Here is a 13,704-nt window from a genome sequence, read left to right on the forward strand (position 1 = left end):
GAAATCAAGAGGCGCGCGTCGACTGGCGTCAATAGTCAACCAGCACCGCACCCCAGGTGAAACCGCCACCCACGCCTTCAAGCATGAGTGTCTGGCCGCGCTGGATCTGGCCGCTGCGTACCGCATGGTCCAGTGCCAGCGGAATCGATGCCGCCGAGGTGTTGCCGTGCTGATCGACGGTCACCACGATCTTGTCATACGGAAGTTTCAATTTTTTGGCAGTGCCCTGCATGATGCGCAAATTGGCCTGGTGCGGAATCAGCCAGTCGATGCAGGTTTCATCACGACCTGCCGCTTCCAGCACTTCGTGTGCCGCCTTGTCCAGGACGTTGACGGCCAGCTTGAACACCGCCTGCCCGTCCATCTTGAGCGTGACGTCTCCCAGAACCTGCCCACCCGACACATTGCCCGGCACATTGAGCAGATCCACGTAACGGCCATCCGCATGCAGACAAGAGGACACAATACCCGGCAATTCGGACACTTCCAGCACAACGGCACCCGCGCCGTCGCCAAACAGCACGCAGGTGGTTCGATCCTTGAAGTCCAGCAGGCGGGAGAACACCTCGGCGCCGATGACCAGCGCGCGGCGCGACACGCCCGAACGGATCATCGAATCAGCCACGGTCAGGGCGTAGATGAAGCCCGAGCACACGGCCTGCACGTCAAAGGCGGGGCAGCCATGGATGCCCAGTTCGCGCTGGATCAGGCAAGCCACGGAGGGAAAGACCATGTCCGGCGTGGACGTGGCACAAATGATGAGATCGATGTCATCGGCCTGCAGGCCGGCCGCGTCGAGGGCTTTGCGGGCCGCCTGCACGCCCAGCATGCTGGAGGTGACATCGGGCTCGGCAAAGTGGCGCGCATGGATGCCTGTGCGTTCGATGATCCAGTCATGGGAGGACTGGATGCCATCGGCGGCGAGGCGGTCAACCAACTCCTGGTTGGTGACACGCCGGGGGGGCAACTGGCTGCCAGTTCCGGCGATGCGGGCAAATCGAGGGCCCGTCAACGCCTGTGAGCTGGAACGTAAATTGTCGTCAGTATGTCTTGTGGACATTGAGGGGTGGATCAGGCCGCCTGCCCCACATCCGCCGAACCACTTGTGTCAGCCGAAGTCGGCAGACTGACAAGCGTGGCAGCGATCTGGTCGTGAACCCGGTCCAAAAGCTTGTGACGGGCGGCATCATAAGCCCGATTCATCGCCACTTCGAAAGCCAGGGCGTCAGAAGAACCGTGGCTCTTGAACACCAGGCCACGCAATCCGAGCAGGGCCGCACCGCTGTAGCGGCGGTGGTCAACGCGCATCTTGAAGCGATTTAGCACCGGCATGGCGACCAAAGCCACCATCTTGGTAACGATATTGCGCGTGAACTCCTGCTTGATGAAGGAGGCAAACATGCCCGCCAGGCCTTCAGCAGTCTTCAAAGCGACGTTCCCGACGAAGCCATCGCACACCACGATGTCCGAAGTTCCCTTGAAAATATCGTTGCCTTCGACGTTGCCGTAGAAGTTCAGCAGGCCACGATCGTTGGCCGTGCGCAGCAAGTCACCCGCTTTCTTGATGACTTCGCTGCCCTTGATCATCTCTTCACCGATGTTGAGCAGGCCCACGCTGGGGCTGTCCTTGCCATCGACGGCCGAAACCAGGGCACTGCCCATGACGGCAAACTGCAGCAGGTGCTCGGCGGTGCAATCCACATTGGCCCCCAGATCCAGCACGGTGGTGAAGCCGTCCTTCTGGTTGGGCATTACGGTGGCCAGAGCCGGACGGTCAATGCCATCCACAGTCTTGAGCAGGTAACGAGCCAGGCCCATCAGCGCACCCGTATTGCCGGCCGACACACAGGCGTGCGCGTTGGCGGGCTTGTCGGCTGTGGCCTTGAGCTGGCTGATGGCCACGCGCATCGAAGAATCCTTCTTGCGGCGCAGCGCGATTTCAACCGGATCCTCCATCGTCACCACTTCGGTACAGGGCACCAGGGTGGTACGAGGCCAGTTGCGGGCAGGTTCGATGGCTTCCGCCAGGCCCACCAGCACCACTTCGGCATCGGCATGCTTGGCCAGGAAGGCCTTGGCTGCCGGCAGCGTGATGGACGGCCCATGATCGCCACCCATGGCGTCCACAACGATGCGAACGGGGGAAATCACCCCATCAGACGATCGGGGGGAGGACGAGTTGGGCGTGGAGGCAGTCATGGGCAAATGATTCATTCACGAAAGCACAAAAGAACAAGGGCTGGCGAACCGATGTTTCGGTTGACCCAGCCCTCATGGCGTGATTTGTTTATACCCGGCCAGCAACCGGGTCAGATCTGAAAGATCAGGAGGCGTCAGCCTTGGTCTTGAGGACCTTGCGACCACGGTAGAAACCGGTGGCGCTGATGTGGTGACGCAGGTGGGTTTCACCAGTGGTGGCTTCCACGGCCGTGCCCGGCGTAACCAGGGCATTGTGCGAACGGTGCATACCGCGCTTGGAGGGCGACTTTTTGTTTTGCTGAACGGCCATGTTGGACTCCGGATGTGCGAACTTAGCTTGCAGCTCGCGGTTTGTCAGACCACACCGTGCCAGTTTCTGATTGCGAGAACACGCTTGAAACTGAGCGCCTTGCAGTCCGCAAGTGTTGAAAAATTTGATTTTGAACCGGCCAAACCGCTCAAACAACGCAAGCTTTGGTTCACACCTCTGCCCACGAAATAAATTGGTCTACCCGGAAAACCAGCGATTCTAGCATGAATCCTGGCAACGGATCAACGTCAGGTGCGATCCTTTTTCAAGGACGCCAATACCGCGAAAGGATTGGGCTTGCCAGATGCCGTCACGGCCTCGCCAGGCTGCTCGGCGGGCGCCACGTGGCCGGGGGGCACCGCTTCGACTTCTGCCTTGATCAGCGCGGCCACGTCGGTCGGGCACTGTTCGTGGCGCGGCACGATGGGCTGGGCCATGATGAGTTCGTCCTCGATCAGGTCCTGCAGGTCGAACTGGCGGGACAAGGCCAGCACGTCATCGTCGCAGTCTGCATCCAGTTCAGCGGCGGCAGCCTCGTCTTTCACGAAGCGGATGCTGGTGTCGATCCCCAGCGGCAAGGTCACGGCATGCAGGCAGCGCTGGCATTCGCGGGCGATTTCGCCATGCGCACTCAGGTCCAGCCAGAGTTGAGGGCCACCCACACGCTGCGCCACCAGACGCCCCTGGGCGCGCCAGCTGATGGGCTTGAGGCTGGCGACATCGGCGTCCTTGGCCAATTCTTCGGCCAGACGAGGCCAGTCCTGGACGGGCATGACGCCCACCATCTCTTCGCCGGACTCGATAAAGGCGGCCATGTCCAGCTTGCGGGGGGCAAAAGTGCGTGCTTTCATTGGCGCAAGTTTAGGGCAAGCGCTCCGGCCCTGGGACAATACGAGTTTGGGGCGGCTGCGCCTGCCCGCCAAACGCCCCCTGACCTGCTGCCCTCGATCAGCGATCACATGCCATCCAGCAACAGCCCACAACCGATCTTGACAAGCCCTACGCCCGCCTGGCCCCGCCTCGTGCTGGGCTCCACCTCGCCCTATCGCAAGGAACTGCTCGCCCGCTTTGGGCTGCCATTCGAGACTTGCTCACCCCGCACGGACGAGCAGCCGCGCCCAGGCGAGGCGCCATCCGATCTGGCCTTGCGGCTGGCCAAAGCCAAGGCGCAGGACGTCTGCCACCAGTTGCAAGCTGATGCCAACGCAGATGTGCTGGTGATCGGCTCGGATCAGGTCGCCGAACTGCATGGCCAGGCGCTGGGCAAGCCTGGCAACCATCAACGTGCCACCGAGCAATTGCGGGCCATGCGCGGGCAGGAGGTGCGCTTCCACACGGCCGTCTGCGTGATGCGCCCTGCCAGCCAGTTCGCCGGCACCCATCTGAGCACCGTCACGGTCACCTTCCGGGATCTGAGCGACGCCGATATCGACACCTATCTGCACGCCGAACAGCCCTATGACTGCGCCGGCAGCGCCAAAGCCGAAACCCTGGGCATCGTGCTGCTGGAACGCATCGTCTCCGACGACCCCACGTCCCTGATTGGCCTGCCCCTGATCGCCACCGCGCGCCTCATGCGTGACGCGGGCGCTGACGCTCTGGCCTGGCGACACGCGTTGCGCTGACAAGCTCGCCCGGCCACCCTTTTCGATACCTCTCGCCCTTCTGAACAAACCATGCCACAAGCCCCCCAAGACAAGCCTGGACGCTTCGGTCGACTGCTGCTGATCCCCAATACCCTGGACCTGGGTTGCCTGGACACGGAGGAAGGCAGCGCCGCCCCCGATCTGCGCGAGGTGCTGCCCATGGGGGCGATCATGGCCGCCGCCGGCCTGCGCCACTGGATTGCCGAGAATGCCAAGACCACACGCGCTTTCCTCAAGCGTGTGGGCGAGATCACGCCCCTGGCCGCGCCGATGCAGGAGCAGCAGATTCAGGTGCTGCCTCGTCCACCCAAGGGCGCCCAAAAGCGCACAGGTGGCGCGCCCAGTTCGGAGGAGGCCCGCCAGATCGCCGAGTTGCTGGCCCCTGCCCTGGCTGGGCACGATGTGGGTCTGATTTCCGAAGCGGGCCTGCCTGGCGTGGCTGATCCCGGTGCAGCGGTCGTGCTGGCGGCGCACAAGGCTGGCGTCAGTGTGTTGCCGCTGTCAGGTCCCAGCTCGCTCGTGCTGGCCCTGGCGGCCAGCGGCCTGCATGGCCAGAGCTTCGCGTTTGTGGGCTACCTGCCTGTGGAAGCGCAGGAGCGCAGCCAGCGCATCAAGGAATTGGAGCAACTGTCACGCAAGGCGCATCAAACTCAGCTGGTGATCGAAACGCCTTACCGCAATCCGGCCCTGTGGCAGGCCCTGGTGCAACACCTGCAAGGCAACACCCTGCTGAGCGTGAGCGTGGGCCTGACCTTGCCGCAAGGCTGGAGCCGCACGGACACGGTCGAACGCTGGCGCAAGCAGGCGCTGACACTGCCAGACGACATTCCCGCGGTTTTCAGCTGGTTGGCCGCCTGATCGCCCCTTCAAGCCACGCGCTTCTTGCCACAATGGCGACATCGCACCGAAGTCCACCATGAACGACCTGCCCGCCACCCATACCCTGCCCGATCACCACCATGCCGAACCAGACGAGCTGGCACGCAAGCTGGCCTATGCGGGGCTGATCCCTTTCGTGGGCGGCGCCATCTTCATCTGGCTGCTGGTCGGTCGCATCGACGCCGAGCCTTTCATGTTCGTGGTGCGCGCCATCACCAGCTACGCCGCGCTGATCGTGGCCTTTCTGGGTGGCATCCCCTGGGGCCTGATGATGTGGCGCTCGACCTGGCACATGGAGGCGCCGCCCCACTACCGCCGCGCACTGTGGACGGGCGTGATCTATTCGCTGGCCGCCTGGCTGGCCCTGCTGATGCCGCCCCATGCGGGGCTGGTTGTGCTGGGTGTGCTGCTGATTGCCTGCTACCTGAGTGACCGCAAGCGCTACCCGGAGCTGGGCGTGTCAGGCTGGCTCACCCTGCGCTTTCGCCTGACCTTCGTCTCCAGCATGAGCTGCTTCCTGGCCGCGGCCCAGATCTGATCCGCACATTGATCCGAGCCCCCAGCCACCTCACACGAGCCAACCAGCCCGATGATCCAATACCGCATTGAAGTCGCTGACGCGAACGCACACCGCTTTCTGGTCACCCTGCGCGTGGACAAGCCTGCGCCCAGTCAGCAACTGAGCTTGCCGGTGTGGATCCCGGGCAGCTACCTGGTTCGGGAGTTCGCGCGCCATCTGTCGCCGCTGAAGGCGAAGCAAGGCACCCGCGATGTGGCAGTCACACCGCTGGACAAGGCCACCTGGGAAGTAGCCACAACGGGCTCGGTCGCCCTGACCGTGCAATACGAGGTCTACGCTTTTGACACCTCGGTGCGCGCGGCCTTTCTGGACGCCAGCCGAGGCTTCTTCAATGGCACCAGCGTCTTCCTGAAAGTGCACGGCTTTGAAGACCAGCCTCATGCGGTGAAGATCACCGGGCTGCCCAAGGGCTGGCAAGTGGCCACCGCCCTGCCCGCCTCCAAAATCAATACGCAAGGCGTGGGCGACTACCTCGCGCCCGATTACGACGCGCTGGTCGACCACCCCGTCGAGCTGGGCACCTTCTGGCGCGGCGAGTTCACCGTGCGCGGCGTGCGCCATGAATTCGTGGTGGCCGGCGCCACGGCCGATCTGGACGGCCAGAAGCTGCTGGACGACACCCGCCTGATCTGCGAAGCCCAGATCAACTTCTGGCACGGCCGCAAGAAGGCGCCGTTCGACCACTATGTGTTCATGCTCAACGTCATCGAAGATGGCTACGGCGGGCTGGAACACCGACAGAGCACGGCCCTGATCTGTGGCCGCAAGGATCTGCCGCGCCAGGGCCGCCCGGTCAACAAGGACGCCTACACCACCTTGCTGGGCCTGATCAGCCACGAGTACTTCCACACCTGGAACGTCAAGCGCCTCAAGCCGGTCGAATTCGCACCTTACGACTACACCAGAGAGAACCACACCCGCATGCTGTGGTTCTTCGAGGGCTTCACCTCCTACTACGACGACCAGTTCCTGCTGCGAACTGGCCTGATTGACGCTGCCACCTACATCAAGCTGCTGGGCAAGACGGTCAACCAGGTGCTGTCCACGCCTGGCCGCCTGAGCTACAGCGTGGCCCAGGCCAGCTTCGATGCCTGGACGCGCTATTACCGCCCCGACGAGAACACCGCCAACGCCACCGTGAGCTACTACACCAAGGGCTCGCTGGTAGCACTGGCCCTGGATCTGGCCCTGCGTGAACTGCCTGCTTCGGGCAAAGCCCATCCTTCGCTGGATGGCGTGATGCAGCGCTTGTGGCAGTTGGGCCGTCCCATCACGCAGGCTGACGTGGCCCAGGCCCTGGCTGACGAAGCCGGGCGTTACCCGCAAGGTCTGCAGGTCAAGGCAGGCACGCCCGTCGAACAAACCTGGCTGGCCTTGCTCGACAAGTGGACTGAGCAATGCGAAGAGCTGCCCCTGCAGCATCTGCTGGACAGACTGGGCGTGGCCTGGAGCGGCAAGGCCGCGCCCCTGCCACAGCAATGGGGCTTGCGCATTCAAGACAACAACGGCGCCGCCAAGGTGCAGGCCGTGATGCGGGGCGGCGTCGCGGAAGGCATGGGCCTGAGCGCGGGCGATGAACTGCTGGCACTGGATGGATGGCGCATCAGGAAGGCCGACGATCTCGCCGCCTGGCACGATGCCCAACGCGCTCAAGTCCTGCTGATCTGCCGAGACCAGAAAGTCTCGACCTTGACTGTGCCCGCGCAAACCGGCTCCCCCGTGGAGATCATCACCCTGAGCCTGGCTGACCTTGGTCAGATGCCGGACAAGTTCGCCAGAAGGCAGGCATGGCTGCGAGCTTGAACGTCAACGGGGCCTTGCCGCCCACTGAATCCGAAAACCGACCAGGCCCCAACAGGCGCTGGCGTGTGATGCTGGCCTTGACCTTGGTGGTTGCGCTGGCGCACCTCTGGGTGACGTATGAGATCTCCCAGCAGATGGTGGACCTTTCTCCGGCCGCGCCATCGATCAAGCGCATGGAGGCCACCTACGTCTCCGAGATCAAGCAGACCCAACCGCCTGTCGCTGTGGCAGCGCCGCCTGCGCCAAAGGTCAGCCCGGCCGCGCCCGTGGTGACCAAAAAGCGTGTACCCAAGCCCGCCAAAGCAGCCTCGGCGCCGGACGATGCCGCCTCAGCCGCCAAGGTCGCTGAAGCGGCCAGCAAGGTAGACGCGGCTGCATCAGCTAGCGACATGGCGCAAACCAAGCCGGTAGAGCCCCCTCCCGTTGCCAGCGCACCTGAAGCCAGCAAGGCGCATGTTGCCACTGCGGCATCCGCCGCTTCGGCTGCCCTGGGCCCCACCTTTGTCTGGCCCAAGGCCACCAGGGTGAGCTACAAGCTCGAAGGCTACTACCGAGGGCCTTTTTATGGCCAGGCCACCGTGGAATGGGTGCGGCAGAACTCGCGTTATCAGGTGAGACTGGATGTCAGCGTGCCCGTTCTGGGCGGCATCAACATGATCAGTGAAGGCAACATTGTGGCATCCGGCTTGTCGCCTGAGCGCTATGAGAGCGTCAACAGGCTCTTGTTCAAAACGTCCAAGCCGAGCGTGCTGAAATTTGAAGAGCAGGAGATCGTGCTGAACACTGGCGAGCGGGTTCCCCGTACGCCTGATGCGCAAGACCCCGTCAGCCACCTGATCCACCTGGCCTACAAATTCATCCTGCAACCGCAGTTGCTTCAAAAGGGCAACACGATCGAGATGCCATTGGCCTCCAGCAAGCGCTTTGAGGTCATCGCCTATGACGTCATCGATCAGGAAGTGCTGCACACAGGCATGGGCGACGTCCAGACGATGCACGTCAAACCACGCCGGCTGACGCAGGACAAGAACAGCCTCCTGGGCGACATCTGGTTCGCCCCGAGCCTGCAATATCTGCCGATCAGGATCTACGCCAAATGGACGGACGAGATCTATGTGGACATGCAGATGGACGGCGCGCCACAGCAGACGCCTGGCGACACGCCTCCACCCTGATGCGGATGATCAACCGCCGGTCTTGATGCTGGCCTTGCTCAAGCGTTGCTCGATGACCGCTGCCGACGCGGCGGATGCCAGGCGCGAACCGTCCTCGAAGAACATCGCGGGCGTACCGTTGACACGCAGCTTCTGCGCAAGCGCCTGATTACGTTGCGCCGGCGAGGCACACATGCCAAACGCCTTGGCTGGTGCCATGCCATTGAGCATCCAGTCACGCCAGGCCTGCGTGCGGTCCTTGACACACCAGATGTTGTCGACCTTTGCTCTGGAATCGTCCCCCAGGATCGGGATCATGAACGTGTAGACGGTCACATCCTTGATCTGCTGGATTTCCTTTTCCAGATGCTTGCAGTATCCACAATTCGGATCCGAGAACACCACCAGGCGACGCTTGCCCGTACCTGACTTCCAGACGATGGCATCCTTGAATGGCAGGGAAGAGAAGTCCACCTTGTTGATTTCATCCAAGCGCTCTTCGGTCAGGTTGCGCTGTGTTCGGGTCTCCAGCAACTGTCCTTCGATGAGGTACTCGCCTGAGGCATCGGTGTAGACCACCTGGTTGCCCACCTTCAACTCGATCAGCCCCGGCACCGGTGTGGTACGGGCGGATTCGATGCCGGCCAACTCCGGCACGCGCTGCGACAGCTTGGCCTTGATGACCGCCAATTGAGCTGCAGGCAACTCCCCGGACTGCGCCTGAACCGCCGCCCCCAACGAGCAAACCAGGCTGGCCGCGGCCAGAGCGCGAAAAGTGGAAATCATCCTCAGTCCTTTGAAATGTGTGTGTCGATGCCAGAAAACAAGCTGCGCTCATTGATCCAGTGCGCGGCCAATCAGCCAATTCTTGACAGGCCCCAGCCGCTGAACCAGCGACATGCCCGCGTTACGAAGGTCACGCACAGGTGCGCGCTCATCCGCAAACAAGTGCAGCAAGCCATCCGTCAACCCCGCCATGGCCTTGGTGGGCCACTCGCGCTGCCGGGCATAGCGGCGCAAGGTGCGCTCGTCGCCAGGCGAACGCCATGGTTCATCTGCCCGCGCCTGTTTGAGCACCGCCACCAGGGTATCGACATCGGCCAATCCCAGGTTGAGCCCCTGCCCCGCCAGAGGGTGTACCAGATGGGCCGCATCGCCCAGGAGGACCCAGCCCGGGCCAGTCCAGCGGCTAGCTTGCGCCAAAGCGAGAGGCCATGCCGCCACCGGGGAGGTCAGACTCAGTTCGCCAACCTTGGCAGGCGCCGACGCATCGGACAGGAGGATGGCATCGCGCAGTTCCTGCTCAAATTCGGTCGGGCTCAAGGCCAGCAAATGCTCGGCGCGGGCCTGGGGCACCGACCAGACCAGGCCGTAAGAAGCCACGGGATCCGGGTGATTGAAAGGCAGGAGCGCCAATATGTCGGGGGAGCGAAACCACTGCCTGGCCACACCGTGGTGAGGCTGAGTCGCCTTCAATCGTGCGGCGACGCCCCAATGCCCATATTCCCGCCGGGTGAATGTCACACCCAGGTTGGAGCGGGTGCCGGAGAACTTGCCCTCACAGATGGCCAGCAAGCCCGCATCGACCGGTGCGCCCTGCTCGGTCACAGGTGGCACCACCTCGACTCGGGGGGCAAAACGCATGGCCTCGCCCAGCAAACGCTCCAACTCGGCCGCATCAACGATCCAGGCCAGTTCACGCACGCATTGCTGCCAGGCGGAAAACGACAAAGTGCCGCCTTCGTCGCCACGCACATCCATCTCCAGAACAGCCGCCGAACTGGCTTTCAAAGCCGGCCACACACGCAAGCGCTCCAGCAAGGTGATGGCACGGGCATTGAGTGCGTAGGTGCGCACATCGGGCTGGGCCGGTTTGCCGGATGCGGGGGCTTTGGCCCAGGCCACACGCCAGCCATCCGCCGACAGTGCCAGGGCCAGACTCATCGCCACGGCGCCGGAGCCGCTCACACACACATCAAAATCTGTTTTGGTCATGAAAAAGAATCGGGACAGGGGCATTGCGCCACCTAGCTTGGTGCAAATTGCCGCCGATTTTGTTCCGGTTTCAACGGGTCTATTATGGATTTCAAAAGGTGCACGCCCTTTTGATGGCCGTCACAGCAACACTCACCGCGTAAAATGCCGGGTTTGGCGTGTGTTGCGCCCCGGAAATTGGGGGGCAAGGCGTGACCGTATTCCTTTCGTCTGTATCCAACCAGGAACATCCATGAGCCTCCAATGTGGCATCGTGGGTCTGCCCAACGTCGGCAAGTCCACCCTCTTCAACGCCCTGACCAAGGCCGGCATCGCTGCCGAGAACTATCCCTTCTGCACCATCGAGCCCAATGTGGGCGTGGTCGAGGTGCCTGACCCTCGTCTGGCCGCGCTGGCCGAGATCGTCAAGCCAGAGCGCATCCTGCCTGCCATCGTCGAGTTTGTGGACATTGCTGGCCTGGTGGCAGGTGCATCCAAGGGCGAAGGCCTGGGCAACCAGTTCCTCTCGCACATTCGCGAGACGGACGCCATCGTCAACGTGGTGCGCTGCTTTGAAGACGACAACGTGATCCACGTGAATGGCCGCGTCGACCCGATTGCCGACATCGAGGTCATCCAGACCGAGTTGTGCCTGGCTGACCTGGGCACCGTGGAAAAGGGCCTGCACCGCTACAACAAGACCGCCCGCTCTGGCGACAAGGACGCGGCAGCCATCGTCAAGGTGCTGGAGAAGTGCCAGGCGGCGCTGGACCAGGCCAAACCAGTCCGTACGATTGATTTCAGCAAGGAAGAACTGGTCATCCTCAAGCCGCTGTGCCTGATCACGGCCAAGCCGGCCATGTTCGTGGGCAACGTGTCGGAAGATGGCTTCGAGAACAACCCCTTCCTGGACCGCCTGAAAGAGTACGCGGCAGCCCAGAAGGGCCCGGTTGTGGCCATTTGCGCCAAGACCGAGGCCGAGTTGTCTGAAATGGAAGACGAAGACCGCGCCATGTTCCTGGCGGAAATGGGCCAGGACGAGCCTGGTCTGAACCGCCTGATCCGTTCGGCCTACAGCTTGCTGGGCCTGCAGACCTACTTCACGGCGGGCGTGAAGGAAGTGCGCGCCTGGACGATCCACAAGGGTGACACCGCCCCTCAGGCCGCCGGCGTGATCCACACGGACTTCGAGAAGGGCTTCATCCGCGCCCAGACCATCGCTTACGAAGACTTCATCCAGTACAAGGGTGAAGCCGGCGCCAAGGATGCCGGCAAGATGCGCGCCGAAGGCAAGGAGTACATCGTCAAGGATGGCGATGTGCTCAATTTCCTGTTCAGCAGTTGATCCCCTGAGGGCAAGACCCCAGAACAAGCCGGTCGGCCACAGCGCCTGACCGGCTTTTTTCATTCTTATGAGCACACAAATGGCTCAAGACGTGCCAGAAGTCGCCGAAACCACCGAGGTCTAGGCGACTTGAACACGGCCATCAGGCTCTGCTTCTGGGCGCCAAAAGTGTCCGATAAACAGTCTTGAGTCTGGCCATGAACATGTTCTATGCCGCGATGCGCGGGTTCACCATCCGGTTCCGCATGTACAGCGCTATTGCCGTGGTGCTTTCTTTGCTGATGCTCGTGGGAGGTGTGGGTCTGTATGGCTTGTTGCACAACCAGAGCGCTGGCGAGGAATACCGTAAAGGGCACTTTGCTGAGGTCGGGGAACTCTCCCAGATGCGAGCAGCCATTGGTCATCTGCGTATCCACGAGAAGAACGCGCTCCTGAACGCTGGCAATGCCCCGGCCGTACACAAAGATCTTCAAGCCTGGCAGGAGGCGCTGAAGGCTGTGCGCAGCGCCACAGACAAGATGCTCGACGGCGAGGAAGATGAAGACAATGTCATCGCACGCAAACTGCTGGCGCAACTGGAGCAGTATCAGAAGGCGCTGGAATCCGAAAGCGGCAATTTGAGTTCGGGCGCCCTGAGCGCCCAGGATGCGCTGGCAAAGCTAGGGCCTGTGTTGGCCGTGGCAGACCAGTTCGAGCTGCGCACACAGGAAATCGACAAGGTCATGGAGTTGGAGCTGGCCCATGCAGATCAGGACCAACTCGACACCGTCCGATACACCATTGCCTTGTTTGCCGGCGCGGTGATCCTGTCCATCTTGATCGTCGGGCCACTGACCATCCTCAATCAAATCTGCATCTGCCAGCCGCTGGAAGATGCTCAGCGCATTGCCGAGGCCATTGCCGCGGGCCAGTTGTGCAATGCCATTGACAGCAAGGGCGGCGATGAACCGGCTCAGTTGCTGGCCTCGCTGGCCAGCATGCAAGACTCACTGAGAGCCATCGTATCGAACGTACGCGTGTCAGCGGACTCGATTTCGGTCGCATCCACCGAAATCGCCAGTGGCAACATGGACCTGTCGGCGCGAACCGAAAGCACGGCATCCAGCCTGCAGGAAACAGCCAGCTCCATGGAGCACCTGACCGGTACCGTGCGCCATAGTGCGGAGTCGGCCATGCAGGCCAACGCCCTGGCCCAGTCGGCCGCAGGCGCCGCCCACAGGGGCAACAGCATCGTGTCGGAGGTGGTGTCCAACATGGGTGAAATTGACGGTACCAGCAAACGCATCAACGACATCATCAGCGTGATCGACGGCATCGCCTTTCAGACGAATATCCTGGCACTGAACGCCGCGGTTGAAGCCGCTCGCGCGGGTGAACAAGGGCGTGGATTTGCCGTGGTGGCAGGCGAGGTTCGCAGCCTGGCCCAACGCAGCGCCACAGCCGCCAAAGAGATCAAACAACTGATCACGGCATCCGGCGAAAAGGTTCAATCCGGTACGCGCCTGGTACACGATGCGGGCGCCGCCATGGAAGAGATCATCTCCAGTGTGCAGCGTGTCTCTGACATCATCAGTGAGGTCACGGCCGCCTCTACCGAGCAAAGCACCGGCATCGGGCAGGTCAACCAGGCCGTCTCCAACCTGGACCAGATGACCCAGCAAAATGCAGCCCTGGTGGAACAGTCTGCGGCAGCAGCAGCCAGCCTGAAGGACCAGGCCACGCGCCTGACACAGTCGATGGCGATCTTCAAGGTCTGAGCGCGCGCACGATACCGCTTGAAGCCAAACCTGATCGAACAGCATCCAATCGCCCCG

General features: G+C 62.3%; 13 protein-coding genes. 7 read left to right on the forward strand and 6 right to left on the reverse strand.

Annotation, left to right across the window (positions count from 1 at the left end; genetic code table 11):
• Positions 1-28: 28 nt before the first annotated feature.
• The 4 genes from HY836_RS09100 to HY836_RS09115 form a co-directional block, all read right to left on the reverse strand.
• Positions 29-1,060 carry a beta-ketoacyl-ACP synthase III gene (locus HY836_RS09100; RefSeq protein WP_290675646.1) on the reverse strand — a complete coding sequence of 344 codons (1,032 nt, stop codon included), beginning with the start codon at positions 1,058-1,060 and terminating at the stop codon, positions 29-31.
• Positions 1,061-1,071: 11 nt separating this feature from the next.
• Positions 1,072-2,199, reverse strand: coding sequence for a phosphate acyltransferase PlsX (gene plsX, locus HY836_RS09105; protein ID WP_290675647.1), 1,128 nt, complete (start codon positions 2,197-2,199; stop codon positions 1,072-1,074).
• A 124-nt stretch (positions 2,200-2,323) separates the two neighbouring features.
• On the reverse strand, positions 2,324-2,509 hold the full coding sequence (rpmF, locus tag HY836_RS09110; protein WP_290639700.1) for a 50S ribosomal protein L32: 186 nt from the start codon (positions 2,507-2,509) through the stop codon (positions 2,324-2,326).
• Between the two features lie 248 nt (positions 2,510-2,757).
• On the reverse strand, positions 2,758-3,360 hold the full coding sequence (locus tag HY836_RS09115) for a YceD family protein (protein WP_290675648.1): 603 nt from the start codon (positions 3,358-3,360) through the stop codon (positions 2,758-2,760).
• A 108-nt stretch (positions 3,361-3,468) separates the two neighbouring features.
• On the opposite strand from HY836_RS09115, the gene HY836_RS09120 reads away from it, so the two are divergent.
• From HY836_RS09120 to HY836_RS09140, 5 genes are read left to right on the forward strand one after another with little or no spacing between them, the layout of a single operon-like run.
• Positions 3,469-4,134: a Maf family nucleotide pyrophosphatase gene (locus HY836_RS09120; RefSeq protein ID WP_290675650.1), complete on the forward strand. Its 666-nt coding sequence runs from the start codon at positions 3,469-3,471 to the stop codon at positions 4,132-4,134.
• Positions 4,135-4,185: 51 nt separating this feature from the next.
• Entirely contained in the window at positions 4,186-5,013 is an 828-nt protein-coding gene (locus tag HY836_RS09125; protein ID WP_290675652.1) for an SAM-dependent methyltransferase, read from the forward strand.
• A gap of 58 nt (positions 5,014-5,071) precedes the next feature.
• Positions 5,072-5,572 (forward strand): DUF3429 domain-containing protein, encoded by a 501-nt coding sequence (locus tag HY836_RS09130; RefSeq protein ID WP_290675653.1) that lies wholly within the window; start codon positions 5,072-5,074, stop codon positions 5,570-5,572.
• A gap of 51 nt (positions 5,573-5,623) precedes the next feature.
• Complete coding sequence (locus HY836_RS09135) at positions 5,624-7,417, forward strand: peptidase M61 (RefSeq protein WP_290675654.1); 1,794 nt, start codon at positions 5,624-5,626, stop codon at positions 7,415-7,417.
• Positions 7,402-8,592, forward strand: a complete 1,191-nt coding sequence (locus tag HY836_RS09140; protein WP_290675655.1) for a DUF3108 domain-containing protein — start codon at positions 7,402-7,404, stop codon at positions 8,590-8,592. Before HY836_RS09135 ends, HY836_RS09140 begins: the two co-directional genes overlap by 16 nt.
• 9 nt (positions 8,593-8,601) lie before the next feature.
• On the opposite strand, the gene HY836_RS09145 is transcribed toward HY836_RS09140, so the two are convergent.
• Together HY836_RS09145 and HY836_RS09150 are read right to left on the reverse strand one after the other, a co-directional pair.
• On the reverse strand, positions 8,602-9,357 hold the full coding sequence (locus HY836_RS09145; RefSeq protein WP_290675656.1) for a DsbC family protein: 756 nt from the start codon (positions 9,355-9,357) through the stop codon (positions 8,602-8,604).
• A 48-nt stretch (positions 9,358-9,405) separates the two neighbouring features.
• Positions 9,406-10,566: an FAD-dependent monooxygenase gene (locus tag HY836_RS09150; RefSeq protein WP_290675658.1), complete on the reverse strand. Its 1,161-nt coding sequence runs from the start codon at positions 10,564-10,566 to the stop codon at positions 9,406-9,408.
• Between the two features lie 232 nt (positions 10,567-10,798).
• Here HY836_RS09150 and ychF point away from each other — a divergent pair, with 232 nt between their 5' ends.
• Both ychF and HY836_RS09160 read left to right on the forward strand, forming a co-directional pair.
• Positions 10,799-11,890, forward strand: a complete 1,092-nt coding sequence (gene ychF, locus HY836_RS09155; RefSeq protein WP_290675659.1) for a redox-regulated ATPase YchF — start codon at positions 10,799-10,801, stop codon at positions 11,888-11,890.
• Positions 11,891-12,087: 197 nt separating this feature from the next.
• The gene (locus HY836_RS09160) at positions 12,088-13,647 is read left to right on the forward strand and encodes a methyl-accepting chemotaxis protein (protein WP_290675660.1); all 1,560 of its coding nucleotides are present in this window, start codon (positions 12,088-12,090) and stop codon (positions 13,645-13,647) included.
• The last annotated feature ends 57 nt before the right edge of the window (positions 13,648-13,704 follow it).

The sequence above is a fragment of the Aquabacterium sp. genome, assembly GCF_016234775.1.
GTDB lineage: Bacteria > Pseudomonadota > Gammaproteobacteria > Burkholderiales > Burkholderiaceae_C > Aquabacterium.